Annotated in this window: 19 protein-coding genes and 8 pseudogenes; 13 read left to right on the top strand and 14 right to left on the bottom strand. The window is 40.9% G+C overall.

Translation table 11 applies throughout. From position 1 onward, the window contains the following. Positions 1-17 precede the first annotated feature (17 nt). Positions 18-1,075 (bottom strand): ISKra4 family transposase gene (locus KA717_29400; GenBank protein UXE64810.1). Its coding sequence is split into 2 segments (ribosomal slippage): positions 18-919 and positions 919-1,075, totalling 1,059 coding nucleotides; the frame shifts between segments, so codons are not numbered across the junction. Positions 1,076-1,754: 679 nt separating this feature from the next. On the opposite strand from KA717_29400, the gene KA717_29395 reads away from it, so the two are divergent. The 4 genes and pseudogenes from KA717_29395 (at position 1,755) to KA717_29380 (ending at position 6,256) form a co-directional block, all read left to right on the top strand. Continuing rightward, positions 1,755-2,180, top strand: coding sequence for a DUF4277 domain-containing protein (locus tag KA717_29395; GenBank protein ID UXE59807.1), 426 nt, complete (start codon positions 1,755-1,757; stop codon positions 2,178-2,180). Positions 2,181-2,235: 55 nt separating this feature from the next. Continuing rightward, positions 2,236-3,517, top strand: a pseudogene (locus KA717_29390) (ISKra4 family transposase). Positions 3,518-3,608: 91 nt separating this feature from the next. Beyond that, complete coding sequence (locus KA717_29385; GenBank protein ID UXE64809.1) at positions 3,609-4,667, top strand: IS1634 family transposase; 1,059 nt, start codon at positions 3,609-3,611, stop codon at positions 4,665-4,667. Positions 4,668-4,919: 252 nt separating this feature from the next. Further along, a pseudogene (locus KA717_29380) lies at positions 4,920-6,256 on the top strand (IS5 family transposase). A 357-nt stretch (positions 6,257-6,613) separates the two neighbouring features. On the opposite strand, the gene KA717_29375 reads toward KA717_29380, so the two are convergent. The 3 genes and pseudogenes from KA717_29375 to KA717_29365 form a co-directional block, all read right to left on the bottom strand. Then, a complete protein-coding gene (locus KA717_29375) occupies positions 6,614-7,789 on the bottom strand; it encodes an IS4 family transposase (protein ID UXE59806.1) in 1,176 nt (391 codons plus the stop codon). Positions 7,790-7,806: 17 nt separating this feature from the next. Then, on the bottom strand, positions 7,807-8,001 hold the full coding sequence (locus KA717_29370) for a transposase (protein UXE59805.1): 195 nt from the start codon (positions 7,999-8,001) through the stop codon (positions 7,807-7,809). 199 nt (positions 8,002-8,200) lie between these two features. After that, positions 8,201-9,249 (bottom strand): annotated as a pseudogene (locus tag KA717_29365) (IS5 family transposase). Positions 9,250-9,413: 164 nt separating this feature from the next. On the opposite strand from KA717_29365, the pseudogene KA717_29360 reads away from it, so the two are divergent. Beyond that, a pseudogene (locus KA717_29360) lies at positions 9,414-9,545 on the top strand (transposase). Positions 9,546-9,581: 36 nt separating this feature from the next. Beyond that, positions 9,582-9,890 (top strand): annotated as a pseudogene (locus KA717_29355) (transposase). A gap of 407 nt (positions 9,891-10,297) precedes the next feature. On the opposite strand, the gene holA reads toward KA717_29355, so the two are convergent. The 3 genes and pseudogenes from holA to KA717_29340 form a co-directional block, all read right to left on the bottom strand. After that, on the bottom strand, positions 10,298-11,290 hold the full coding sequence (gene holA, locus KA717_29350) for a DNA polymerase III subunit delta (GenBank protein ID UXE59804.1): 993 nt from the start codon (positions 11,288-11,290) through the stop codon (positions 10,298-10,300). A 308-nt stretch (positions 11,291-11,598) separates the two neighbouring features. Beyond that, complete coding sequence (ftsH, locus tag KA717_29345) at positions 11,599-13,599, bottom strand: ATP-dependent zinc metalloprotease FtsH (GenBank protein UXE59803.1); 2,001 nt, start codon at positions 13,597-13,599, stop codon at positions 11,599-11,601. Between the two features lie 265 nt (positions 13,600-13,864). Continuing rightward, positions 13,865-14,113: pseudogene (locus tag KA717_29340) on the bottom strand (hypothetical protein). A 634-nt stretch (positions 14,114-14,747) separates the two neighbouring features. Between KA717_29340 and KA717_29335 the strand changes: the two are divergent. Continuing rightward, a complete protein-coding gene (locus KA717_29335) occupies positions 14,748-15,293 on the top strand; it encodes a hypothetical protein (protein UXE59802.1) in 546 nt (181 codons plus the stop codon). A gap of 9 nt (positions 15,294-15,302) precedes the next feature. Next, entirely contained in the window at positions 15,303-15,974 is a 672-nt protein-coding gene (locus tag KA717_29330) for a hypothetical protein (protein UXE59801.1), read from the top strand. Positions 15,975-16,045: 71 nt separating this feature from the next. On the opposite strand, the gene KA717_29325 is transcribed toward KA717_29330, so the two are convergent. After that, positions 16,046-17,029 carry a hypothetical protein gene (locus tag KA717_29325; GenBank protein UXE59800.1) on the bottom strand — a complete coding sequence of 328 codons (984 nt, stop codon included), beginning with the start codon at positions 17,027-17,029 and terminating at the stop codon, positions 16,046-16,048. 204 nt (positions 17,030-17,233) lie between these two features. Here KA717_29325 and carA point away from each other — a divergent pair, with 204 nt between their 5' ends. Both carA and KA717_29315 read left to right on the top strand, forming a co-directional pair. Next, a complete protein-coding gene (gene carA / locus KA717_29320) occupies positions 17,234-18,391 on the top strand; it encodes a glutamine-hydrolyzing carbamoyl-phosphate synthase small subunit (protein UXE59799.1) in 1,158 nt (385 codons plus the stop codon). Positions 18,392-18,462: 71 nt separating this feature from the next. Further along, on the top strand, positions 18,463-19,065 hold the full coding sequence (locus KA717_29315) for a DUF4129 domain-containing protein (GenBank protein ID UXE59798.1): 603 nt from the start codon (positions 18,463-18,465) through the stop codon (positions 19,063-19,065). A 30-nt stretch (positions 19,066-19,095) separates the two neighbouring features. Here KA717_29315 and KA717_29310 read toward each other — a convergent pair whose 3' ends face one another. From KA717_29310 to KA717_29300, 3 genes are all read right to left on the bottom strand, one after another. Further along, entirely contained in the window at positions 19,096-19,278 is a 183-nt protein-coding gene (locus KA717_29310; protein ID UXE59797.1) for a hypothetical protein, read from the bottom strand. Positions 19,279-19,336: 58 nt separating this feature from the next. Beyond that, positions 19,337-20,416 (bottom strand): IS1 family transposase, encoded by a 1,080-nt coding sequence (locus tag KA717_29305; protein ID UXE59796.1) that lies wholly within the window; start codon positions 20,414-20,416, stop codon positions 19,337-19,339. Between the two features lie 399 nt (positions 20,417-20,815). Then, positions 20,816-21,268: a hypothetical protein gene (locus tag KA717_29300; GenBank protein UXE59795.1), complete on the bottom strand. Its 453-nt coding sequence runs from the start codon at positions 21,266-21,268 to the stop codon at positions 20,816-20,818. A gap of 300 nt (positions 21,269-21,568) precedes the next feature. Between KA717_29300 and KA717_29295 the strand changes: the two genes are divergently transcribed. Further along, positions 21,569-21,886: a hypothetical protein gene (locus tag KA717_29295; GenBank protein UXE59794.1), complete on the top strand. Its 318-nt coding sequence runs from the start codon at positions 21,569-21,571 to the stop codon at positions 21,884-21,886. Positions 21,887-22,055: 169 nt separating this feature from the next. Beyond that, positions 22,056-22,901 (top strand): WD40 repeat domain-containing protein, encoded by an 846-nt coding sequence (locus KA717_29290; GenBank protein ID UXE59793.1) that lies wholly within the window; start codon positions 22,056-22,058, stop codon positions 22,899-22,901. A 59-nt stretch (positions 22,902-22,960) separates the two neighbouring features. Here the strand turns inward: KA717_29290 and KA717_29285 are convergent. Then, positions 22,961-23,152 (bottom strand): annotated as a pseudogene (locus KA717_29285) (ISKra4 family transposase). A 141-nt stretch (positions 23,153-23,293) separates the two neighbouring features. On the opposite strand from KA717_29285, the pseudogene KA717_29280 reads away from it, so the two are divergent. Then, a pseudogene (locus tag KA717_29280) lies at positions 23,294-24,631 on the top strand (IS5 family transposase). Between the two features lie 155 nt (positions 24,632-24,786). Here KA717_29280 and KA717_29275 read toward each other — a convergent pair. Together KA717_29275 and KA717_29270 are read right to left on the bottom strand one after the other, a co-directional pair. Further along, complete coding sequence (locus tag KA717_29275; GenBank protein UXE59792.1) at positions 24,787-25,569, bottom strand: hypothetical protein; 783 nt, start codon at positions 25,567-25,569, stop codon at positions 24,787-24,789. After that, the gene (locus tag KA717_29270; GenBank protein ID UXE59791.1) at positions 25,535-25,795 is read right to left on the bottom strand and encodes a hypothetical protein; all 261 of its coding nucleotides are present in this window, start codon (positions 25,793-25,795) and stop codon (positions 25,535-25,537) included. Before KA717_29270 ends, KA717_29275 begins: the two co-directional genes overlap by 35 nt. Between the last annotated feature and the right edge of the window lie 129 nt (positions 25,796-25,924).

Raw genomic sequence — 25,924 nt, 5'->3', positions numbered from 1 at the left:
CGCACCCAATGAAAGAGTCAAAAAAGGTAATCATTTAAATAGGAACAGCGATGACGAAGGACTTGTGGTACATTGTCAGAATTCCAACTCGCACCAGTAATTTTAAGACGATGACCAATTTGTTTAACTTGAGATTCGACAGAGCCAGAGCCAATGGAAATGCCCTCTGCCTGCAAATAACCATAATTGACAATCCGATGTTTATGCTTGTTTAAATAAATGATAAAATTCTCAGCTTGAGGCTCTGACCATCCCTCAAAACAGGAGATAGCGGCATCCACTTCACCCGTCCAAAGAAAAGACTTGACCTCCTCAATTCGCTGGAATGACCCCCCAACTTTATAGAGGTTTTCAATTAAGTGATACCAGTCCAAAATTTCAATTCGCTCATGTTTCTGTCCTATCTCACGAAATAAGTTCCAGATACCATCATGTCCATCTCCCAAACAAATTAAAGGCTTAGCCAAAATTTGAGAATTAACCAAATCTAATAAAGCCGAGTTATCTTGAAAAAAGGCAGCTACCCCCAATTGATGAAAACTGACTCCTTTATAATCACGCCAAATTAAGGGTTCTCCCTTGGGAGTTCTGAGTCGTACCTTCCCACCATCTATGCTAATTTCTTCGACTTCTGTGTTAGAGGGTAATTCTTCAAAATGATAGCGATGTACAAGGCGTTGTTGCGTACTGTGAGAAACAGCAATTCCCGTCAATGATTGGATTTTCTTAGCTGCTTTTTCATAAGACTCATCGCCACTCAGTAGCAAACAGTTCTTCTCTAACATTGGACTCATCTGAGTTCGAGGCTTTAGTTCTAATTTCTTCGCTTGTTTTTCTGTAATGGGCAATTCCCCCAAAATACTTTTTACTGTTCGTATCCGACCTGTGGTTTCCTCGGTACTTGTTTTGACAAAAAAATACCTATTTCTGGGTTGACATACTGAATCATTAAGTCTCTGACAGTCTCCTCTATTTCTCCCAAATTATTAAATGTTTTAACTTGAGATTGTTGATAGAGACATTCTCCCAACTCTTGACATAACTCTTGAATCCTTTTTTCATTTTCTGATAACACTGATAACATGAGATTGTTCCTCAATTGGGATAGATTTTGGAAAGTGGGTCTCGACTATTATACTCTCATTTCTTTTTTTGATAAAGTTCGATAAAGTTCAAAGTCTTATTTTTCTGCCCATAAGTATTAATACTTATGGCATAAGTGAGATGCTCCCACAGGTGAGATATTAGCTTATGTTTTGTCTGGTCACAAAGACGAAGCATTTCTAAGGCTAAAAAAGTTGTTAGAACCTTTTGGTATTACTCAATATTATACAGATGGATGGGGGGCTTACGAACGACATATTGAGCCAGCATTGCATGAGGTGGGTAAGTATAATACTCAAAAAATCGAACGAAAGCACTTGACATTGAGAACTCGAATAAAGAGATTAGCGAGAAAAACGATTTGTTTCTCCAAATCTATTGTGATGCACGATATTGTCCTTGGATTATTTATCAATCGCTTTGAATTTGGATGTCTTATTTAGATGTGCTTCCACAGATTCAGAACACTACCGCACCAGACCTTCCGATGTCTCAGGGGAAGATTCAACCCACATTCCGCAGGTTGTCGAAGAGGAGTACTAGTTCATGCGAGCTAGTATCGGTGCTTGTGCATTGATTTCGGGCAAGGATAAAAAATGTCAATAAAGTTCTAAAATGGAGTCTTGTCTTAGATAGAATCAACAGTAAAAATGAATAACCTAAATATTAAAGACCTCGACCACTTAGGAATCGTAGCGGGAATTATAGATGAAATGGGTTTAGTAGAAATTATCGATGAGGAAGTGGGAACTCATCCTCAAGAAAAGCTCAGTGTAGGTACAATAGTAAAAGCAATGATATTAAACTGCTTAGGATGTATCAATGCTCCGTTATATTTGTTGAGTGAGTTTTTTAAAGGAAAAGCATTAGAATACCTATTAGGAGAAGGAATAAAAGCAGAAGATTTAAATGATGACAAGCTAGGAAGGTCATTGGATAAGGTATTTGGAGTGGGGGTAAAAAACCGGTTCACGAAAATAGTCCTAAAAGCGGCAGCAATCTTTGGAATAGAACAAAAGTCAAAGCATTTAGACTCAACCTCAATGTCTGTACAAGGGGGTGTGACCTTTAGTTGATGAAGGAAAAGAAAAGTGTTAACATGGGATGAAAAGTGACAAAGAGGAAACAATGATGACAGCAAAACTAATTAATGTAGAGGGTTCAAAGATAAAAATAGAACTAACATTAGAACTCAGTCGTTCAATGTTGGATACAGAAATAAATATTCAAAAAGGCTTAAACGAAGTAGGTTGCATCGCCAGCAAAGAAGCCTTGAAATATTTAGATACAGATGGTTCACCCTTAAAAATCGGTGAAGAAATCTGGAAGAGTAAGGGAGAGCAACCGAAAGAATATCAAACACCTTATGGTGAGGTTATAGTGAATCGTCATGTATATCAGCGTTCACCTTTGAGGAAAAACGTATTGCCCCTTAGAAAGAGAAGCAAGGATAATCATAACATCAACGCCATTATTGGCAAAACAGGTATCCTCAAAAATGTCAGGGATGGCAGGCAAAGAGGTGAAAAATGATTTATTAGAAAATCATGGTAGAAAAGTAGCGCTATCCTATATCCAAAGATTGAGTGAAGCAGTAGGAAGTGTGGTACAGGCAAAAGAAGAAGCGTGGAGTTATGCCCCGCCCAAGGAGGATAGCCAAATTGCAACAGTGGGAATAGGATTAGATGGAACCTGTATGCTGATGTGTGAGGATGGCTACCGTGAAGCAATGGTGGGAACCGTTTCCCTATACGATAGTGAAGGCGAACGTCAACCTACAATCTATCTAGGTGCGGCACCAGAGTATGGAAAAAAGAGTTTTCTAGAAAGATTAGAAAGAGAAATTGAGCGAGCGAAAAACCGTTATCCAGAGGCAACATTGGTCGGGATAGCAGACGGGGCAGAATCAAATTGGAAGTTTTTAGAAAAGCAAACGGAAGAACAGATATTAGATTTCTATCATGCCTCTGGTTACTTAGGTGCCTTGGCAGAAGCGTTGCATCCGAATACCGTGTCAAAACAAAAAGAATGGTTGACTGAAAATTGTCGAGAACTCAAGCATGAAAAAGGAAAAGCAGGAGAACTGCTAAATCTGATGAAAGAAGTCAAAGAAGAAAAAAGTCATTCTAAGAATCTTACCGAGAAACTACAAGCGGCGATTACTTATTACGAGAATCATCAGCATCAAATGGATTATGCTGAATACATAGAGAAAAAGTATCCGATTGGTTCAGGTGTTACGGAAGCAGCTTGTAAGACGTTGGTCAAACAACGATTATGTTGTTCAGGGATGCGATGGAAGGAAAAAGGAGCAGGAATTATTTTGAGCCTACGAGCTTTGGTATTGACCAAGGAACGATGGAGTCAATTTTGGGCAAAACTTGATCAATATGGGTTCCCTGTAGAACCCTGATTACAACAGCTTTTATCAACTAAAGGTCGCACCCGTACAAGGGAAGTATAAGGAAAGGATAGAAGATGAGGAAGACGAGCAGACAAAAGCCATAAAAATAAAATTTGGTTATTCCAGAGATAAACGACCAGACCTAAAACAGTTTATGTTAAATATGATATGTAGTGGAGATGGTGGTGTCCCTCTCTTTATGCAATTAGGAGATGGCAATGAATCGGATAAAAAGGTGTTTCCCCAGATAATCAAAGACTGTCAAGAAAGGTTGAATATGGAAGGTTTATCGGTGATTGATGGAGCTTTTTATACGGCGGAAAATGTGGGCATGGCGAGGTCAATTCAATGGTTAAGTCGTGTCCCTCTGAAAGAAGCCACTGAGACTTTGGCAAATATATCAGAAGACCAATGGCAGCAGGGTGAACAGGACGGTTATCGTTGGCAAGTGAGGGCTTCGGAATATGGGGGTGAACAGCAACGATGGCTTGTGGTCGAAAGTGCTCAACGTCTCCAGTCCGATAATAAAGCTATAAGTCAAAAAATTGAGAAAGCCGATAAAGTTGTCAAAAAAGAATGGCAGAAACTTTGTGGACAGAATTTTGCTTGTGAGGCCGATGCTCTTACTGAGGCTCAACTCTGGCCAAAAACCTTGACTTATCATCAACTCAGTCAAGTTGAGGTTCAGACTATTCCTTACTATGCCAAGGGAGGAAGACCGAAACAAGGGGCTACCCCTCTCGGTTTTCATTACCGCTTAACTGGGCAATTAAGCCTTGATTCCTCTTGCTTGGAAGCCGCATCTAAACGGGCTGGACGTTTTATTTTAGCTACTAATGTTCTTGATTCTCAGGTTTTGAGTCCCGATCAGATGTTGGCTGAATATAAGGCTCAACAAAACACCGAGCGCGGCTTTCGCTTTCTCAAAGACCCTTTCTTTTTTGCCTCTGCTCTTTTTCTCAAGAATCCTCAACGCATTATGGCTTTGATGATGATTATGGTTGTCTCTTTATTGGTTTATACTTTGGCACAACGTCGCCTACGACAGGCTTTGGCTCTTGCCCATCAGACTATTCCTAATCAAAAGGGTAAACCGACCGCCATTCCCACTCTGCTTTGGGTCTTTCAGTCTTTTCTGTTTATCCGTTGGTTAGAGTAGAGATTGACGGCATTCAAACTATCGTTAATTTGACCTCCAAACACAAACATATTCTTTCCTTTCTTGGCTCTTCATGTCAAAAGTACTACTTTGTCTCTTGACTTACCTGCGGAATGTGGGGTATAACTAGGGCTTGCTGAAAAAAGCTGAAACCTTTACGGAGAAAAATAGTAGGCGAATTAAGAACCGCTAGAATGCACGAAAATAGGGTAGAATGCCTCAAAACCATTGCATTAAGAAGAGAGAAAGCAGATGTACCGAAAGCAACAGTACTCAATTGAAACACCAGAAAACTTGAAAAATCTGTTCGGCGGGCAGTTAGACGAAGAAAATCGTTGGATAGAAATGTCAAAAATGATTCCCTGGGAAGAATATGAGGAAGAATATGCAAAAAACTTCACAGAAAAAAAAGGAGCCCCAGCCAAATCATTTAGAATGGCATTAGGAGCATTAATTATCAAAGAAATTTCAGGAAAAAGTGACAGAGAAACAGTAGAACAAATAAAAGAGAACCCTTATTTACAGTACTTTATAGGAATGGAAAGCTATAGTAGCAAAGAAGCATTTAATGCGTCAATGATGGTTCATTTTCGTAAAAAAATAGGAATGGAATTAATAAATAAAATTAATAAAGAAATAGAAAAAAAAGCGACGGGTGTAGCGTCAGAAAAAAAGAAAATGAAGGAAAGTTATTGTTAGATGCGACTTGTACACCAGCAGATATAAAATATCCAACGGATATAGGAATATTGAATGATGCCAGAGAAAAAACAGAAAAAATAATAGATAAGCTGTATGAAGAAATAAAAGAGAAAAGGAAAGAAAAGCCGAGGACTTATAGGGAAGTGGCAAGAAAAGAGTACTTAGCCATAGCAAAAAAACGTCGTGTGTCAAAAAAAGAAAGAAGAAAAGGAACAAAAAAACAACTAGGATATATAAAAAGAAACTTGTCTGATATAGAAAAAATGATAGAAGAGGGAGCAAAGTTAGAAAAACTAACGAAAAAAGAGCAAGAAGAGCTTGTAACGATAGGAAAAGTGTATGAGCAACAGTTAGAAATGTATGAAAAAAAGACAAATAAAGTAGAAAACAGAATTGTGAGTGTAAGCCAACCTCACGTGCGTCCAATAGTGCGTGGAAAAGCGGGAAAAGCAGTAGAGTTTGGAGCTAAAATATCGGCAAGTAATGTGAATGGCTTTGTCTTCTTAGACAAATTAAGTTGGGATAATTACAACGAATCGGGAGATTTACAAGCGCGAATAGAAGAATATAAAAGGGAAACAGGATGTTATCCGGAATCGGTTCATGTGGATAAAATCTATCGAACAAAAGCGAATCGAGCTTATTGTAAAGAAAGGGATATAAGAATGAGTGGTCCCCGATTGGGAAGACCGCCGAAAGAGGTGAGCAAAGAAAAAAAGAAAGAGGCACGCTCAGATGAAAGAGTGCGTAATGCCATTGAGGGTAAATTCGGACAGGGAAAGAGGAAATTTAGTCTTGGTCGAGTGATGGCCAAACTACCTGAGACCTCGGAAACGGTAATTGCGATGAACTTTTTGGTAATGAATCTTTCTACTCTACTTCAGAAGACAAAAAGTAAAAAGTTGTAGAGTCGTTTTTCTTGTGAAAAATGGTGTTAATTTTCCTCTCTTTTGTGAGGAGTGATTTGTGTTGACCTTTTTAGACAGAAAGGAACAATAGATTAAACAAAATCTGTATTTTGATTTGTTTCCATAAGGATAAGTTATCTATGCTTTTTCAGTCCATACTTCCCTAACCCACATTTCTTTCGTTTTTTGACTTTTTCAGCAAGCCCTAAGTAACCATGCTCAAGACCTATATTGTCCGATTAAGTCAAGAAGAACGTCAGACCCTAAAAGATTTGGTATCCATCGGCAAAGGAGCGGCTTACAAAATTAAGCACGCCAATATTCTGACTTTTCCCGTTAAGTGCGGATTGCAAGCTGCCAGCCTTGGCAAAGGTCATGCAACTTCAACCAACCGCGCCAAAGGACTTGGATACCGAGAGGAGTTTTACGACGATGTTCAAGATAACCACCAAGAAAAGCAACAGACTCGACAGCCCAAGCAACAGTCAAAATAGGGGGAAGTTTTTGAGAGGCGGCTGCTTTTAACACCTGAAGTTGAAGAGGATTAAGAATTTCAATCGCGAGAGCATCGGGCTGGGTACGATGAAGATAAGTAACGTGTAAAAGTTCAACAGCAATGACACTTAAAAAACCCAAAAGAGTTTTCATTCCATCAGAGGCAAGTCGATAACGCTCACTCTGACAACCAGACTTAAGGACTTTATGAAATTCTTCAACCCGCCATCGGTAGGTGTACCAACGAAGAATAGTGACAGCCATCTCAATAGTCTCAACAACTTCTGTAGTCAGAAGCATCCAAGATAAAGGAGTTTCGCCTTCGGGACAATCGATTTCTGTCGCATAAACAGCATAGACATTCAACGGGTCACGATTATCAAAACGATAGGGAGTTCGTAGATTAACTGAGCAAAATCGGACGGCAAGCTTAACCTTCCGTGCTTTTCTTTTTCCTGTACTCGGAATCTCGATTTCTTGATGAAAACGAATCGGTTCTGATTCCAAATGTTGCCAAAGTCGTTCACTATTTTTGTCTAAACTACGATTATGAGACGCTCTGACCAGCACTCCTGTATGCTTGAGTTGACGCACTGAGTCAAAGACTTCTGAAACATCTCCTTCTCTGTCAAATACATGAATTACCCTCGTTGAACTTTCTACCTGTTTCTCACAGGTGTTTAGAGCCTCTACCCATTTGTAGGATTCTTTTTCCTCAAATGGTCTTTGACGAGCTGCTTTTCTTTGTTCTTTCTGTCTTTCTTTTTTCTGCTTCGCCGTTTCATCTGTTGGGGGCTTTTCTTTTACCTCCCTATTCCACAGTTTTTGCCATAATAAACCTAATACTTGTCCTTTTTCTGGCTCAATTGCTAAAGCACTATGCAGTATTAATCCATTCCCTCCTTTTCCAGTCGGCCCATACCCTTCCCTTTTTTCCTTGATATTGCGATAATCTAAGAAGGTCGTATCTCCGACTGATAGCATTATCTTATATTCTTCTACGGCGGCAGTTGTCATTTCACAGTGCGGCTCTATTATCTTGACAAAGTCTGTTTTCGGATTCCCAAAAATTCATAGGCCCTCTTTAACTCGTTTCCTCCCTTAAACACTTCTGATAAGGCTTTTCCAAACCCCTCACTTAACTTTTTCCCAATCGAGAAGGCACGATTGTTTAGCCTCTCGTCTCCCAATTCACAACTGGCAAAGTTTTTTGTCCACCATTCCAACATTTTTTGACCTGCCCTTTAAGATTTTCTCCATTTTACAGTCTCATACTCCCTTCATCCTTTGTTTTTGAAATTTGAACGATAAGCGGGATGATGGCTTCAGAATATTTTTTTCCTGTCAAGAGAATCATTACTCAAACCCTTGCCAGATAAAGCCTCTAGAAGTTTGCATTGCTGGATTTTGGACTTAACGGGAAAAGTCAGATTCCGGATAACATCCTGTTTCCCTTTTATATTCTTCTATTCGCGCTTGTAAATCTCCCGATTCGTTGTAATTATCCCAACTTAATTTGTCTAAGAAGACAAAGCCATTCACATTACTTGCCGATATTTTAGCTCCAAACTCTACTGCTTTTCCCGCTTTTCCACGCACTATTGGACGCACGTGAGGTTGGCTTACACTCACAATTCTGTTTTCTACTTTATTTGTCTTTTTTTCATACATTTCTAACTGTTTCTCATACACTTTTCCTATCGTTACAAGCTCTTCTTGCTCTTTTTTCGTTAGTTTTTCTAACTTTGCTCCCTCTTCTATCATTTTTTCTATATGAGACAAGTTTCTTTTTATATATCCTAGTTGTTTTTTTGTTCCTTTTCTTCTTTCTTTTTTTGACACACGACGTTTTTTTGCTATGGCTAAGTACTCTTTTCTTGCCACTTCCCTATAAGTCCTCGGCTTTTCTTTCCTTTTCTCTTTTATTTCTTCATACAGCTTATCTATTATTTTTTCTGTTTTTTCTCTGGCATCATTCAATATTCCTATATCCGTTGGATATTTTATATCTGCTGGTGTACAAGTCGCATCTAACAATAACTTTCCTTCATTTTCTTTTTTTTCTGACGCTACACCCGTCGCTTTTTTTCTATTTCTTTATTAATTTTATTTATTAATTCCATTCCTATTTTTTTACGAAAATGAACCATCATTGACGCATTAAATGCTTCTTTGCTACTATAGCTTTCCATTCCTATAAAGTACTGTAAATAAGGGTTCTCTTTTATTTGTTCTACTGTTTCTCTGTCACTTTTTCCTGAAATTTCTTTGATAATTAATGCTCCTAATGCCATTCTAAATGATTTGGCTGGGGCTCCTTTTTTTTCTGTGAAGTTTTTTGCATATTCTTCCTCATATTCTTCCCAGGGAATCATTTTTGACATTTCTATCCAACGATTTTCTTCATCTAACTGCCCGCCGAACAGATTTTTCAAGTTTTCTGGTGTTTCAATTGAGTACTGTTGCTTTCGGTACATCTGCTTTCTCTCTTCTTAATGCAATGGTTTTGAGGCATTCTACCCTATTTTCGTGCATTCTAGCGGTTCTTAATTCGCCTACTATTTTTCTCCGTAAAGGTTTCAGCTTTTTTCAGCAAGCCCTAATTAGCACAATTCGGAGTCATTTAGACTCTATTTGTAATTACTTTTTAAGTCGAACAACGAATGGGGCGATGGAAGGAATTAATAATCGTCTGAAGCTAATTAAGCGTCAAGCTTATGGATTTGTTAACTTTGATAATATGCGAAGTCGCTTTTTAGCTTGCTTTTCGTGATAAGTTTTGATTATAACTCTTTATTCAGGAGAGCCTAAAATCTATCGAACAAAAGCGAATCGAGCTTATTGTAAAGAAAGGGATATAAGAATGAGTGGTCCCCGATTGGGAAGACCGCCGAAAGAGGTGAGCAAAGAAAAAAAGAAAGAGGCACGCTCAGATGAAAGAGTGCGTAATGCCATTGAGGGTAAATTCGGACAGGGAAAGAGGAAATTTAGTCTTGGTCGAGTGATGGCCAAACTACCTGAGACCTCGGAAACGGTAATTGCGATGAACTTTTTGGTAATGAATCTTTCTACTCTACTTCAGAAGACAAAAAAGAAAACAAAAAGTAAAAAGTTGTAGAGTCGTTTTTCTTGTGAAAAATGGTGTTAATTTTCCTCTCTTTTGTGAGGAGTGATTTGTGTTGACCTTTTTAGACAGAAAGGAACAATAGATTAAACAAAATCTGTATTTTGATTTGTTTCCATAAGGATAAGTTATCTATGCTTTTTCAGTCCATACTTCCCTAACCCACATTTCTTTCGTTTTTTGACTTTTTCAGCAAGCCCTAGATAATTATCACCTAAAAGTCGAGTCGAGCAGAAATACTTGACATTAAAGACTGGAATCAAACGCTTTGCAAAGAAAAATTCACTTCTTCAAGTCCATTATGATACACAATATTATCCTTGAAATATTTATCAATCGGGTTGAATTTGGATGCCTCATTTAAACTCGTTTCCACCGATTCAGAACATAACCAAAATACCTTAACGACGAACTGGAACAAAGATTTGGCAGAGTTCTAGCACTTTGGTCTGTAAACTAGCCAGAGGATCTGCCCCCCGTTTGAGTTGATATTCCAGAGTCATTAACAGAGGTAAAGTCGCGAGTAACTGTTTTCCTGTAATCGTTTGTAATTCTTTGCGGAGAAAAAAGAGCCGTTTAGGATTACTGATTTCAGCTAAGGCCGCGATCGCCTTTTCATCTTTTTCACCCGTTTCGAGAGCCACTTTAATTAAAGCCCAAGTCCGAAATTGACCGACTAAAGTTGCAATAATACGGAGAGCCGGTTCATTGCGCGTTAACAGTTCATCCACCAAACGCAAGGCTTTTTCTCCTTTGCCCTGACGAATGGCTTCAGCTAATTGCAAACTATTCTGAGTGCTGGCATTAATGAGTTGACTGATCTCATCAATACCTAAGGGTTTAGTTTGCTCCCCTTTAAATAACTGTAATTTGAGTAATTCATTCCAAATCTGTCGCGTATTATTGCCCAAAGCTTCGGCTAAAAAGGCTTCGGCTTGGGGGGTTAAGGAGAGGGAAAGATCACGGGCGATCGCTTGAATTTGTCCCACTAACTCATCGGTTCTCCAGGGGGAAATTAGAGAAAACTCCCGCATCTGTCCCTGCTCTTGCAGCAATTTAGTTGATTTGAGCCGGCCATCGGGCTTTTTACTGCTACTAAACAGGAGATGATTTTGAGACGGAATGACAGGTAAAGTCGCTTTTAACCTGGCCAACAGGGGATCAGTACATTGTTGTCCCAAATTAGAGTCCTCTACCCACACCAGGCGATCGCCAAAGCCAAAGGGCGGAGTCATTGCTTGATTCAAGGCCTGTTCAGTGGCTTCGGAATCATCTCCGGCAATTTTTTCAAAATTAAAGGCAATCCAGTCCGGATCAAGCACACGCTGCTGTAATTGTTTGATGGCTTGGTTTAGCGTAAAGTCATCTTCACCCCAAAAAAAATAAACAGGCATAGGGATAGATACAGATATTTTGGTTCAACAAAATCCTCCAATACTGGGAGACTGGCTGTTAATTTTTATCAGAAATTCCCCTAATAGCCTCTCAGAGCCTTTTTAAAGTTCCGACGATAACTGGCATTGACCGCGAAAAGAACTGGCCAGGCCAGGGAAAGATAGAGACGACTCAAAAGATTAGGACTAAAGTTGGTTCGCTTATAGCCCGACCAAAAAACGAATATGCCACTGATGTAGGTAGCAATGACAACAAAGGAAAATATTCCACCCATAATCGTTGACAGAAAAGTTACAGAAGACTGGCTCTATTTTATCAAGTTAGTTGATGCTTGGGTTTGATCCAGAAAACGATACAATTCCTCGCCTTCTAAAACCTCTGTTTCCAGCAATTTCTGAGTCATTTGCTCTAATAATTCACGGTTTTGGGTCAAAATTGCTTTAGCCAGTTCATATTCCCGTTCTACAATCAGTTTAACTTCAGCATCGATCGCCTTTCCGGTTTCTTCACTATGCAAACGACGAAAATCCCCAGTACCATTGCCTAAAAAATTGCTAGCGGCAGAACGATTATAGGCCAAGGGGCCTAAGCTGGTACTCATGCCGTAGAGCGTTACCATTTGCTCGGCAATATCCGTTGCCCGTTGCAGATCCCCTGAGGCTCCATTGGTGACATCTCCAAAAATCAAATCCTCGGCGGCCCGCCCCCCCAACAGCATGGCAATTTGTTGACATAATTCCTGCTGAGTCATTAAAAAACGGTCTTCTGTGGGCATTTTCAAGGTATAACCAAGAGCCGATAAGCCCCTGGGCACGATGGAAATTTTGGAAACTTTGCCGCCCCCTGGCATCACCGCCCCCACTAAGGCATGACCCACTTCATGATAGGCAACCACTTTCTTTTCCTGTTCGGAGAGAACCCGACTTTTCTTTTCTAAACCGGCCACTAGACGTTCAATGGCCTCTTTAAAGTCTCCCAATAACACTTCGGTTCTTTGGTTACGGGCAGCCAAGAGAGCCGCTTCATTGACCAAATTAGCGAGATCCGCTCCTGAAAATCCTGGGGTTTGGGTGGCGATCGCTTTGAGATCCACGCCGGCGGCTAAACAAACTTTTTTGGCATAAACATCAAGAATGGCTAAACGACCGGCCAAATCAGGGCGATCGACCAATACCTGGCGATCAAAACGGCCAGGGCGCAGTAGGGCCGGATCGAGGGTTTCAGGACGATTGGTGGCCGCTAGAACAATGACCGTAGAGTCACTGGCATTAAAACCGTCCATTTCTGTCAAAAGCTGGTTGAGAGTCTGTTCTCTTTCATCATTACTGCCACTTTGTGTGCCACCGCTACTACGAGATTTGCCGATCGCGTCTAACTCATCAATAAAGACAATACAAGGAGCCTGACGTTTTGCTTGGTTAAAGAGATCCCGTACCCTGGCCGCTCCCGTGCCGACAAATAATTCCACAAATTCCGAAGCTGAGATACTAAAAAAGGTTACACCGGCTTCCCCGGCCACAGCCTTAGCCAAGAGTGTCTTGCCAGTTCCGGGTGGCCCCACCAACAATACCCCCTTGGGAATCCGCGCCCCAATCTGACTAAAGCGATCAGGACTTTTGAGAAATTCGACAATTTCCACTAACTCTGTTTTCGCTTCTTCCGCACCTGCCACATCTAAAAAGGTGATTTTTTCCGATTCTCCTTCCACATAGATCTTGGCCTTACTCTTTCCAAAGGCAAGGGAATACTTATCGTCTCCCCGATAGAGCAAAAATTGCATGGCAAAGACCAGGATCAGGGGCGGAACCACCCAGGCCAATACGGTTGAGATCCAATTGGGCTGAGGAGGTAGAACCGCCTCAAAAATAACCCCCTGTTTTTCAAGTCTTTCTGGTAGTCGGGGATCATTGAGGGGAACCGTCCCAAAAACTGTCTCCCGATTAGTCGAAGAATTTAAGGCTTCACTCTCTAGATTCTCCCTTGCATTTCCCGACGAGGTGTGGAACGGATTATTGCTTTCTTCTGAGGGAATGAGCGGACTGGAGGGAAGGGGAAAAAGATCGCCGCTCGGTTCTAGGGGAGAGGGTTTAAGCTGAAATAGAATTAATTTATCACTGACTTTTACCCGTGCCACCCGGCCCTTCTCGACATCATTCAGAAATTGGCTATAGGGACGCAGAGCTATCTGTTCGGAGGTGCGTGGAAAAAAAAAGGCAATGAGCAGAATCACCCCGCCGGCCGCCAATAACAAATTGCTGAGAGGAGACAAACTGGGTAAAGGAAAAGACTTCTTATTTTTAAGGCTCATGGCACTAGAACAAAGGTGTGAGGCAAAGGTTTCTGATCAAGATCCCCCAAACTCATCATAGCCTAGGGCTTCCACGCCTTAGCTGACCGCACTAGATCTTGACGTTAAGCCTTTAAGCGCGATCGCCGTTTATCATTTTCTTAAAAGCCATCTGTCTGCCAATCCCCATGCTTGACGCTACTGTGTACACACAAGTAGAGTCTGAGGGCGTTGCTTAATCAGGGTATGAAATAGAATTTTGCATACATCTAGAAACCAGTGTGAGTCAATGTTTTAAAAATTGCATCTTTAGAGATTCATACCTCAAGTCAGCAACGCCTAGAGTCTGAGCTAGTTTCCATCCGAGCAGAATGGACTCAAACTGTCGCAGCCCGTGTATTAAGGTAGGCATACCAGGGGGACGTTGAGAGCGATAGCCAGACCAACTGCCCAGACGAGCGATGAGCCAAGTCGCCCAAGGCAAAGAGAAACACGGGAAAGGATTTTGCTGCTTGGAAGTGCGTCACCACTGAATTATAAGGATTTTCAAGGACTCGGTTGTTCCAACACAGGCGGCATCAACCCAGTGAGTCTTAGGAAGACTTAATCGAATCCGATTAAATTTTGTCTGCCCACCAGACCCCGTAAAAACAGGAAGTCCAGTGGTTTTAAAGGCATTAACCCATATTCCGTACCAATTAGAAGAAAATAAATAATTTAAAATTTACACGCTATATGTAGGCATCATTAGCCATCATAACACTAGATATAGACAGAGAAGGAAAGACTATAGTAGTGCGTTTATCAGTGCTTTTGTGCTGCATAAAGAGGCGTACTTTTGTTGATCAGCAGATTGTGATTCCTGAAACCTTTGTGGGGAAGCACTTCTGCTAATCTAGACTTGTTCGTATTAATCAAAATTCTTGTTGCCAAGTACGGAATGTGGGCATTAAATAAAGCCCAGCGAGTTGAATTAACCGCAGTGGCATCTTTATAATGGCGACTTTGCCTGATTCAACACCCGTTTCAGAATGCTGGGCTTACCCGAAAGAAAGTCTTTAATATCTTGGGTTCCTTACTACCCAGAAAAATGTTATTTTCAAGAGAGTATCAGTGTTTCTCTTCGTTACAGCAATCCCTACATTATTTTCTTTAGGTCAGTCGCCCCAATGATGAAGCCCCTAATTTCCTACTCTGGTTTAGCTGCTACTCTTTTGATTGGTACGGTGCAATGGCTAGGATTTCCCCTAGCTATTTCGGCTCAATACCCTCCTCTCAATATTCCGAAGGTTACTCCTCCTGCGTCAGGGATGCCCCAACCCAGTGACATGGTGGCTCCAGGTGATTCTCTTCCTAATGCCAATGATGCCCTCCAACAATCAAATGTGGATGATGTTCTCAGAGATCCGACTCAACTCACGACCTGGGTTTGCAATAGTGGAGACAAAATGGTAGCAGTTGAGGTTAAAGATATTAGTTTCTGGAACCAGTTAACGCAAGAGAGTAAGGTCTGGCAGTGTGCTCAAAAGTTATCTGATATTCCTGGTAAAAAACAAACCTTTTCCTGTGAGCCAACGGAAACGATGGGCTTAATTTCCGTCTATTGGTTAAAAGGAGACGGTGGGCAGGATCAGATGAAATCCTGGATGACGGCCTTAACCAACAAATACAATATGGTTTGTACCACTTCCGAAACCAACAAGTATTGGGAATAGAAAATTTTTATGCGTAAATTTTATCGACGTGCTTTTGGATTGGGGCTTTGTGTCGGTCTAATGGTGAGTTTTAATCCCATGAGTCTAGCGAGTCCTAAGAACCTTACTTTTCCCCTATCTCCTTTAGCTCAGTCCCCAGGCGCGATCGCTTTAGATGGGTTACAAAATGCGACCTATAAGATTCCTGATCAGGGGAGTTATACCCTCAGTAATGGTCGTTATCAACAGGGTTCTGTCACCTTGACGCTGATTAAACCGACGGCGATCGGCGATGTCAATCAGGATGGTGTGGACGATGCTGCTGTGATTTTAGCGTTGGAAACAGGGGGATCAGGCACCTTTGAATATTTAGCAATTGTCAGTAATCAGAACGGTCGTCTTGTTAACCTCGATACCTATCCCCTCGGCGATCGCGTGCGCGTACAAACCCTTAGGATTAAGGACGGACAGGTGCGCCTGAAGATGCTCAAACACAAGGACACTGATCCCATGTGTTGTCCAACGGATTTAATCATAGAGGCCTATCAAATCAATAATACGGAAGGAACCCTGGCTCCCATTACCCTGAGTGAAGAACAACGGCAGCAGGTTTATGTGGAAGATTTACCCACACCGGCGATTGATAATGGCGACAATGGCCCTGTACAGCCCTCTTTAGGAGAATTCCAACTCAAACTTTAGGGTGTAGTTTATACTCAATTCAAACGAGATTAATACTGGACTAGGGTAAGCACATAACTTTTCTCAAAAGTTTACTTGCCCCCCAGAGAATACACTTTTCCATCCAGAAAAATACGGGTAATCCCCTTGGCCTGAAGATGGGAAGAAGTCTTATGTAAAATGCGACTGTCTGGCACTTTAATGACTCGCTGAGTACGATTGGAGAAACGGCGGGCCACGCGATGATTGTCAAAAACCGGTAGGGTTTTTTGCTGAACTTCCTCTGGGGGAATTTTACCAAGATGGGCAAATTCTTTAAGGGGACGCACAATTAGTTCTGCCATCCGATCAATGACCAGATAACAGCTAGGGGGAAACACGGCCGAAGCCAAAGGCAGTACCCGAATATCATCTAGACTAGTTAGAGAAGGCATAAAACTACCATCTGCCTCTTCCCAATCCTCTTCTTCTTCCTCTTCTAGACTCTCATCCATGTCATCCAAATCTTCTAAGTCATCAAGATCCTCATCTAGGTCTTTGACGATCGCCCCAAGATCCGTATTTTTAACTGCTGCTACAGGGATTGAGGACTTGAGAATCGGTTTAGCATAACTGGCTGTTTCCTCGACTTTAGCCAGTATTTCGGTAGAGAAAGTTTGAAAGGAGACCGGTTCCGACTCTGTATTGCTAACCACAACAGGTTCTGAACCTTCCTCGTCCGTTACAGAACTCCGCCGCCGGCGGGAACGAATAATCAGAGGCGGTTTAGATGTTTCCTGAGAAGACTCTTCAGCGATCGCCACCGGCTCCTCAGCGATCGCAGCAGGGGAAGCAGATTCAGACTCCTCTAATAAACCCAAGGAAAGTTGACTTTCTCCCTTCGGCACACGAGCTAACCGCTTTTGCTGAATTAAATCGTCGTATTCAGCCTCTAATAAGCTATTTTTGAGAAAACGACTGATGGTAGAACTACTGACACCAAAGCGATCGGCTAGGGTAGAAGTGGTTTCTGGCGTTTGACGATAAAGCTCCAGAATAACTTTCTTATCTTCTTCGGTCAGTTTTTTAGGACTCATAGGACTTTACTACCATCATCATGGCAACTTGACATTAGCAGGGCAGATTACCGAATTGGATCTGTTAAGATTGGTCTGGATTTGCTTAGGCTAAATTAATCATAGCTTTTTTAAGGAGAAACCTTAAACTTACTAGCTACCCAGTCTAATTTAACTTGAGCGATTATTTCCTTTCTACTAACTTTTTACATATTTTTAAAAATTATGCCAATTGCTGAGGCTAAACCCGCTCTTCTTGTTCTCGTTGATGGCACCGTCTATCAAGGTTGGTCTTTTGGGGCAAAGGGAACCACCGTTGGAGAAGTCGTATTTAATACTGGCATGACTGGCTATCAAGAGGTTCTGACCGATCCGAGTTACTGTGGTCAAATTGTCACTTTTACCTATCCAGAATTAGGAAATACGGGCGTTAATGCTGAAGATGAGGAGTCCCACTCTCCCCAGATCAAGGGCGTTATTGCTCGCAATGTCACCTATCGTCCCAGTAATTGGCGATCGCAGCAATCCTTACCCGACTATCTGCTTCAAAACCAAGTCGTCGGCATCTACGGAATTGATACCCGTGCGTTGACTCGTAAACTGCGTTCCGTTGGTGCGATGAATGGTGGCATCTCGACAGAAATTCTTGACCCAGAAGCCCTCATTCGTCATGTGCAGGCCGCGCCTAGTATGGCCGGTTTGAACTTAGTCAAAGAGGTGACAACCACAGAAGTGTATGAATGGTCAGAGGTGACAGACAAAAATTGGGAATTTGGCCCCGTTACAGAACAGAAAGATCAAGCCCCCTTAACCGTTGTGGCCTTAGACTTTGGCGTAAAACGAAATATCCTAAAACGTTTAGCCAGTTACGGTTGTAAGGTGATTGTGGTTCCGGCCTCTACCTCTCCCGAAGAAATTTTAAAACATAATCCCGATGGTATTTTCCTTTCCAATGGCCCTGGTGATCCTGCTGCTGTACAAGAGGGAATTGTCACGACCAAAGCCCTATTAGAAGTCCAGAAACCCACCTTTGGCATTTGTATGGGCCATCAGATTTTAGGACTGTCCTTGGGGGCAGAAACGTTTAAATTAAAATTTGGCCATCGTGGTTTAAATCAACCGGCTGGCTTAAAACAACGGGTGGAAATTACTAGCCAAAATCATGGTTTTGCGGTTACGGAGGAATCCTTAAGTGCGGAGGTAGAAATTACCCATCTCAATTTGAATGACCGCACCGTCGCTGGTTTACGTCATAAAACCTTACCTTTCTTTTCCGTCCAGTATCACCCCGAAGCCAGCCCTGGCCCCCACGATGCCGACTATTTATTTGAGAATTTTGTGAAGTTAATGCGTGAGCATCGTCGGACTTCACTGACTCCATAGTTGAGATTCCATAGTTGAGATTTTGAGATTTGTTGTAAAACCTTGTCAGGAGTTATTAACTTTTTAAAACCATGACCACACCTCAGTTTGAAAAAGTTAATCTTGCTTGGCGATTACAACAACTCCAACAAAATTTGGGAGAATGGTGGGAATTACAGTGGCGGCGGTGGTTTGGCTCTTTGCCGGATATTAAAGCTCCCAGGATTGAAGATCCCGAATTTTGGGTCAGATTCGTTGCCAATAGTTTAATTTTTTGCTTGTTTGCACTCCTATTCTGGAGTATTTGGCGATCGCGGCGCTGGTGGTTATCTCATCTGAAAAGTTGGCGTGGCCTTTCCTTACCGGTTTTAAGTAAAACAGAATCTTTTTCTGTCTCTGATTGGATAGAGCGATCGCATTCCTATCATCAAAAAGGAGATTATTATCAGGCTTGCCGTTGTTTATACCTGGCCATGCTGCAACACCTCCATGAAAAGGGCTTAATTCCCCATTCCCCTAGCCGTACCGATGAAGAATATCGTCTTTTAATTTTAGAATTGCCTCAACCTGATCCCTACGAAACTCTTTTAATTACTCATCAGCAACTCTGTTTTGGACAGAGGGAAGCCTCCGCTAGTTTGTATGCTCGTTGCCATCAAGCTTGTCAAGAAATTATCCCTCAACCCAAAAATTAAGGCTTTCCAGAAAACGCTTAATCCAATCCATTAAACCCCTCGAAATCCCATAAACATTTCCATTGCTTCACGGGGATTGCTTTTTTCTACCCTTGGAGTTTTGCTAATTTGAGTACGGTTGCCAATCAAACTTAAAATAAAGCCAATTAATAAAAGAATACCACCACAATATTGAGCAAAAGTAGGTTTTTCTCCTAAAATCAAATAGGCCATAAAAATAGGGCACTGGTATCGTCTAGCTAGAAGCTATAAACGTTGCAATACAAGAGGTTCAACAAATCAGGCGAATTTGGAGTAAGTCCTCCCAAGTTAACCCTTTTTGAATTATACCGAGAGCTACCGCAGGAACTTTTTTCGTCGTAAAATGGCTGCGAACAAAGTTATGAACCATCCAGAAAATATCTAGCACTCGCTGTAATCCCACAACAGATTTAGCATAAGTATTTGTTCGACGACGAAAGGCGGCTAAATAGCGTCGTAGAGAACTATTAAATGCCTCAACGTGGTTGGCATGAACATCCTTGTCTTCTGGTTTTTCTGTTGTCTCAGGATGTTCAGTTTTCGGAGTTTCTACTTTCTCTAGTTTACCCTCAGAATCTCGACGTTTACTACTCTTATTTTTTAATCTTACCACCATACCCTTCGGTAATACTTTGGTGGGACGACCTCGCTTCCCAGTCCTTAATACTTCGTGACAAATATTAAATAGCAGTTGACTATATCGCTTTTCTCCATCTGTAAATAACTGGAGAGATTCTGCACTCCTTTCAAATAATTCCGCTACCGTCATCATTGCTTCTAGAAATAATTTCTGCTCTTTTTTACCACATTTTAAATGCCAAATAAAGCGGCTAGCCCTGTCCATGAGCACGATTGTCCACCCCTCAGAGGCACTTGCTTCTTTATTTTTTCCAACTTTTGTGTATAGTTCATCCCCTTCTATTACTAATTTAACAAATTCATTCACTAAGGCGTATAAAAATAATGTCTCTTGTAATCCTGATAATTTCTTTTCCCAATTCAATATTGTTGTTTTTGCGTAGCCGAATACTCGGGCTGCTGCATTTAATCCTATTCCTTCCATTCTGGCTTTTAATACTTTTACAATTTCACTTAATGGGGTTTCTAAGCCAGCGATTACGCTACCATAAGTCTCAGCAAAACAAGAACTACATTCTTGACAGATGAACATTTTACGTTCCCCGTTACCTTTCGTTTGGTAATGAGAATGTATTTTTACTTTTTCACTATAGCAATGAGGGCAGTTTTTCTGAAATAAGGCTTCCTCTTTCTCTTGAGGTAAGCCAATATCACTTAGGAGGTCAATTGAGCTTTTATTCAATGTTGACATTGCTTTCCGTTTTCCCTTTCTTTAATATAATGACAATAATAATAGTATAACAAAAACGGGAATATGTCCAGTCGTAAGTTATTTTCTATTTTCTCAAACTCTTACACCATAACTTTTTCTAGCTTTGATCACACGATACCAGTACCAAAAATAGCCAGGATTGGGTTCAATAAATTGGCCATATTGAGTTCCGTAGAAGTTGCATTTTTTAGACCCGCTAACCAGCAGAGTTTACCCATAACGACAATCACGGCAGCATACAACAACATCCATTGCCAAAGAAAAGGGGATAACACATCTATAAAATGTTTCTTGCTGTAAATTTTTCGTTGATTATGCCTGATGTTATCACAGAAGTCTTATCATCCCTTTTCACAGGAAAAGCTATCAACGAATTATTTACAGGTAGTGATTTTCTAATAAATCATTTTTCACTTCTTTATCCGCCATACCTGACATTTTTGAGGATACCTGTTTTGCAAATAATGGGGGTGATGTTATGATTATCCTTGCTTCTCTTTCTAAGGGGCAATAAGTTTTTTCTCCTACTGAACGCTGATATACATGACAATTCACTATAACCTCACCATAAGGTGTTTGATATTCTTTCGGTTGCTCTCCCTTACTCTTCCAGAGCTCTTCACCGATTTTTAAGGGTGAACCATCTGTATCTAAATATTTCAAGGCTTCTTTGCTGGCGATGCAACCTACTTCGTTTAAGCCTTTTTGAATATTTATTTCTGTATCCAACATTGAACGACTTAGTTCTAATGTTAGTTCTATTTTTATCTTTGAACCCTCTACATTAATTAGTTTTGCTGTCATCATTGTTTCCCCTTTGTCACTTTTCATCTCATGTTAACACTTTTCTTTGCCTTCATCAAATAAAGGTCACATCCTGTTAGTCTAGGAAGACATTTTCAGTCCTCAAATACTAAAGTCCTTCCATAGCAAGACTTTTGAGCTATTAAATTAGGAGAAAACACACATTTTATTTATTCTCAGAAATAACGACAGAATCCTTGTTGAGCAAGGGGTGTAGGATTTGAGATTTAAAATTATTTCCTAAAGTAACACAAGAGAGATAAAATGGGGGTGTAGATTCTCAAGGCTGTTCCAACTTTTCAACCGACTATTTTGTAACTTCAAGCGTTGGCAGTCGTTCTCGCAATCCTTAACCCCATGACTCCTTTGCTACCTCGTTTTCTCAAAGTTGCTTACCGTAAAGAACCCATCTCTAGCTTCATTTTAATTGTCGGTGCGGTGGATATCGTCATTGGTGGAATGGGAGAACAGTGGAGTTTACTCTCTTTGGGATTATTGACGGCATTATTAGCGGCTGGCCTACGTTGGTGGCAAACTCAAAAATCAGAGGCGATCGCCGTAGAGCATAAACCCAGACGTTATTTACCTCCTAGTTCAAGTCTTCCTCCCTTACCCCTGTTGATCCATGAGCATCGGCATCGCTAGGGAGAGGTTAAAAGTCGGCTTTGTTTTTTTCTATTGCTGCTTAGGCTTTTGCCTTGGTGGTGGCTTTTTGTTGCCATCGCCGGCGATTAGCCAAACCCAGAATTCACCAACAGTCTCTTCTCTCCAAAAAATTCAGGCGACAACCATTCTCACTGGCTATCAGGGTTCGGTGGAAAGTTTAATTTTTAGTCCCGATAGTCTGACCCTGATTAGTGGCGGTGGTAACAGTGATCCTCGTATTCAAACCTGGTCGGTGGCAGGAGGAGAGGCTTTAAGTCAACTGGGATCACAGAATTCTGGCATTTTAACCCTAGCCATTACACCTAATGGCCAAACCTTGATTAGTAGTGGTGAGGATGCAGATATTCATTTCTGGGATTGGCAAAATCAAACCAGTCAAACTACTTTTTTCGAGCATCAAAATAAGGTTCTGGCCCTCGCTGTTACGCCGGATAGTCAGATGGTGGTGAGTGCTTCTTTAGATGGCATTCGAGTTTGGCAGGTGAGTCCCCCTAGCTTGCTTTATCAGCTTTCAAAGTTTGGCGATTCTGGCTATTCTTTGGCAATTCATCCCAATGGTTATCTATTGGCCAGTGGCGGCGATCGCGGTCAAGTCAAGATTTGGAATCTGCGCAATGGCAAGTTGGTGTCCGAATTTACAGCCCATCGTGAACCTGTGACCGGATTGGCTTGGACACCCGATGGAGAAAGCTTAATCACGGCCAGTTTCGATGGCAGTATTAAAATTTGGGAGGTAAAAAGCGGTCATCTTCGCACCACCTTAAGCGGCCATAATTCTCGTATCAATGCTTTGGCTCTTAGTCCCAGTGGTCGAATCTTGGCCAGTAGCAGTCGTGATGGGGTCAGATTATGGCAAGTTAGCACCGGCGAGTCGGCTGGTTTCTTTCAAAATCAACCCACAATTATTAATACGCTGACCTTTAGTCCTAATGGTCAATGGTTAGCGGGAGGAGGCATGGATGGTACTATCTATCTCTGGCCTGCGACAAGGTAAATCTAATCGTAACGATTCTCAGGGCGGGTGCGACCTTTAGTTGATAAAAGCTGTTGTAATCAGGGTTCTACAGGGAACCCATATTGATCAAGTTTTGCCCAAAATTGACTCCATCGTTCCTTGGTCAATACCAAAGCTCGTAGGCTCAAAATAATTCCTGCTCCTTTTTCCTTCCATCGCATCCCTGAACAACATAATCGTTGTTTGACCAACGTCTTACAAGCTGCTTCCGTAACACCTGAACCAATCGGATACTTTTTCTCTAAGTAGGGCTTGCTGAAAAAAGCTGAAACCTTTACGGAGAAAAATAGTAGGCGAATTAAGAACCGCTAGAATGCACGAAAATAGGGTAGAATGCCTCAAAACCATTGCATTAAGAAGAGAGAAAGCAGATGTACCGAAAGCAACAGTACTCAATTGAAACACCAGAAAACTTGAAAAATCTGTTCGGCGGGCAGTTAGACGAAGAAAATCGTTGGATAGAAATGTCAAAAATGATTCTTTGGGAAGAATATGAGGAAGAATATGCAAAAAACTTCACAGAAAAAAAAGGAGCCCCAGCCAAATCATTTAGAATGGCATTAGGAGCATTAATTATCAAAGAAATTTCAGGAAAAAGTGACAGAGAAACAGTAGAACAAATAAAAGAGAACCCTTATTTACAGTACTTTATAGGAATGGAAAGCTATAGTAGCAAAGAAGCATTTAATGCGTCAATGATGGTTCATTTTCGTAAAAAAATAGGAATGGAATTAATAAATAAAATTAATAAAGAAATAGAAAAAAAAGCGACGGGTGTAGCGTCAGAAAAAAAAGAAAATGAAGGAAAGTTATTGTTAGATGCGACTTGTACACCAGCAGATATAAAATATCCAACGGATATAGGAATATTGAATGATGCCAGAGAAAAAACAGAAAAAATAATAGATAAGCTGTATGAAGAAATAAAAGAGAAAAGGAAAGAAAAGCCGAGGACTTATAGGGAAGTGGCAAGAAAAGAGTACTTAGCCATAGCAAAAAAACGTCGTGTGTCAAAAAAAGAAAGAAGAAAAGGAACAAAAAAACAACTAGGATATATAAAAAGAAACTTGTCTCATATAGAAAAAATGATAGAAGAGGGAGCAAAGTTAGAAAAACTAACGAAAAAAGAGCAAGAAGAGCTTGTAACGATAGGAAAAGTGTATGAGCAACAGTTAGAAATGTATGAAAAAAAGACAAATAAAGTAGAAAACAGAATTGTGAGTGTAAGCCAACCTCACGTGCGTCCAATAGTGCGTGGAAAAGCGGGAAAAGCAGTAGAGTTTGGAGCTAAAATATCGGCAAGTAATGTGAATGGCTTTGTCTTCTTAGACAAATTAAGTTGGGATAATTACAACGAATCGGGAGATTTACAAGCGCGAATAGAAGAATATAAAAGGGAAACAGGATGTTATCCGGAATCGGTTCATGTGGATAAAATCTATCGAACAAAAGCGAATCGAGCTTATTGTAAAGAAAGGGATATAAGAATGAGTGGTCCCCGATTGGGAAGACCGCCGAAAGAGGTGAGCAAAGAAAAAAAGAAAGAGGCACGCTCAGATGAAAGAGTGCGTAATGCCATTGAGGGTAAATTCGGACAGGGAAAGAGGAAATTTAGTCTTGGTCGAGTGATGGCCAAACTACCTGAGACCTCGGAAACGGTAATTGCGATGAACTTTTTGGTAATGAATCTTTCTACTCTACTTCAGAAGACAAAAAGTAAAAAGTTGTAGAGTCGTTTTTCTTGTGAAAAATGGTGTTAATTTTCCTCTCTTTTGTGAGGAGTGATTTGTGTTGACCTTTTTAGACAGAAAGGAACAATAGATTAAACAAAATCTGTATTTTGATTTGTTTCCATAAGGATAAGTTATCTATGCTTTTTCAGTCCATACTTCCCTAACCCACATTTCTTTCGTTTTTTGACTTTTTCAGCAAGCCCTAAGTATTCAGCATAATCCATTTGATGCTGATGATTCTCGTAATAAGTAATCGCCGCTTGTAGTTTCTCGGTAAGATTCTTAGAATGACTTTTTTCTTCTTTGACTTCTTTCATCAGATTTAGCAGTTCTCCTGCTTTTCCTTTTTCATGCTTGAGTTCTCGACAATTTTCAGTCAACCATTCTTTTTGTTTTGACACTGTATTCGGATGCAACGCTTCTGCCAAGGCACCTAAGTAACCAGAGGCATGATAGAAATCTAATATCTGTTCTTCCGTTTGCTTTTCTAAAAACTTCCAATTTGATTCTGCCCCGTCTGCTATCCCGACCAATGTTGCCTCTGGATAACGTTTTTTCGCTCGCTCAATTTCTCTTTCTAATCTTTCTAGAAAACTCTTTTTTCCATACTCTGGTGCCGCACCTAGATAGATTGTAGGTTGACGTTCGCCTTCACTATCGTATAGGGAAACGGTTCCCACCATTGCTTCACGGTAGCCATCCTCACACATCAGCATACAGGTTCCATCTAATCCTATTCCCACTGTTGCAATTTGGCTATCCTCCTTGGGCGGGGCATAACTCCACGCTTCTTCTTTTGCTTGTACCACACTTCCTACTGCTTCACTCAATCTTTGGATATAGGATAGCGCTACTTTTCTACCATGATTTTCTAATAAATCATTTTTCACCTCTTTGCCTGCCATCCCTGACATTTTTGAGGATACCTGTTTTGCCAATAATGGCGTTGATGTTATGATTATCCTTGCTTCTCTTTCTAAGGGGCAATACGTTTTTCCTCAAAGGTGAACGCTGATATACATGACGATTCACTATAACCTCACCATAAGGTGTTTGATATTCTTTCGGTTGCTCTCCCTTACTCTTCCAGATTTCTTCACCGATTTTTAAGGGTGAACCATCTGTATCTAAATATTTCAAGGCTTCTTTGCTGGCGATGCAACCTACTTCGTTTAAGCCTTTTTGTAATTAGTCACCGCAATAAAGAAGGAAATTATTGAGAATGAGAAGCAAATGAAAAAAGTAAAGAATAATGAAGAAAGGAAAGGC

Source organism: Woronichinia naegeliana WA131 (assembly GCA_025370055.1).
Classification (GTDB): Bacteria; Cyanobacteriota; Cyanobacteriia; order Cyanobacteriales; family Microcystaceae; genus Woronichinia; species Woronichinia naegeliana.
The sequence above is the reverse complement of the archived record's forward strand: the minus strand, read 5'-3'. Positions and strand labels throughout refer to the sequence as shown.

Coding starts and splice junctions, on each gene's coding strand:
- KA717_29310 (UXE59797.1), bottom strand. CDS start 19,278: ATGGCCTATTTGATTTTAGGAGAAAAACCTACTTTTGCTCAATATTGT.
- KA717_29275 (UXE59792.1), bottom strand. CDS start 25,569: ATGTCAGGGATGGCAGGCAAAGAGGTGAAAAATGATTTATTAGAAAAT.
- carA (UXE59799.1), top strand. CDS start 17,234: ATGCCAATTGCTGAGGCTAAACCCGCTCTTCTTGTTCTCGTTGATGGC.
- KA717_29335 (UXE59802.1), top strand. CDS start 14,748: ATGATGAAGCCCCTAATTTCCTACTCTGGTTTAGCTGCTACTCTTTTG.
- KA717_29325 (UXE59800.1), bottom strand. CDS start 17,029: ATGAGTCCTAAAAAACTGACCGAAGAAGATAAGAAAGTTATTCTGGAG.
- KA717_29375 (UXE59806.1), bottom strand. CDS start 7,789: ATGACAACTGCCGCCGTAGAAGAATATAAGATAATGCTATCAGTCGGA.
- KA717_29305 (UXE59796.1), bottom strand. CDS start 20,416: ATGTCAACATTGAATAAAAGCTCAATTGACCTCCTAAGTGATATTGGC.
- KA717_29315 (UXE59798.1), top strand. CDS start 18,463: ATGACCACACCTCAGTTTGAAAAAGTTAATCTTGCTTGGCGATTACAA.
- KA717_29395 (UXE59807.1), top strand. CDS start 1,755: ATGAATAACCTAAATATTAAAGACCTCGACCACTTAGGAATCGTAGCG.
- ftsH (UXE59803.1), bottom strand. CDS start 13,599: ATGAGCCTTAAAAATAAGAAGTCTTTTCCTTTACCCAGTTTGTCTCCT.
- KA717_29300 (UXE59795.1), bottom strand. CDS start 21,268: ATGAAAAGTGACAAAGGGGAAACAATGATGACAGCAAAACTAATTAAT.
- KA717_29330 (UXE59801.1), top strand. CDS start 15,303: ATGCGTAAATTTTATCGACGTGCTTTTGGATTGGGGCTTTGTGTCGGT.
- holA (UXE59804.1), bottom strand. CDS start 11,290: ATGCCTGTTTATTTTTTTTGGGGTGAAGATGACTTTACGCTAAACCAA.
- KA717_29370 (UXE59805.1), bottom strand. CDS start 8,001: ATGTTGGAATGGTGGACAAAAAACTTTGCCAGTTGTGAATTGGGAGAC.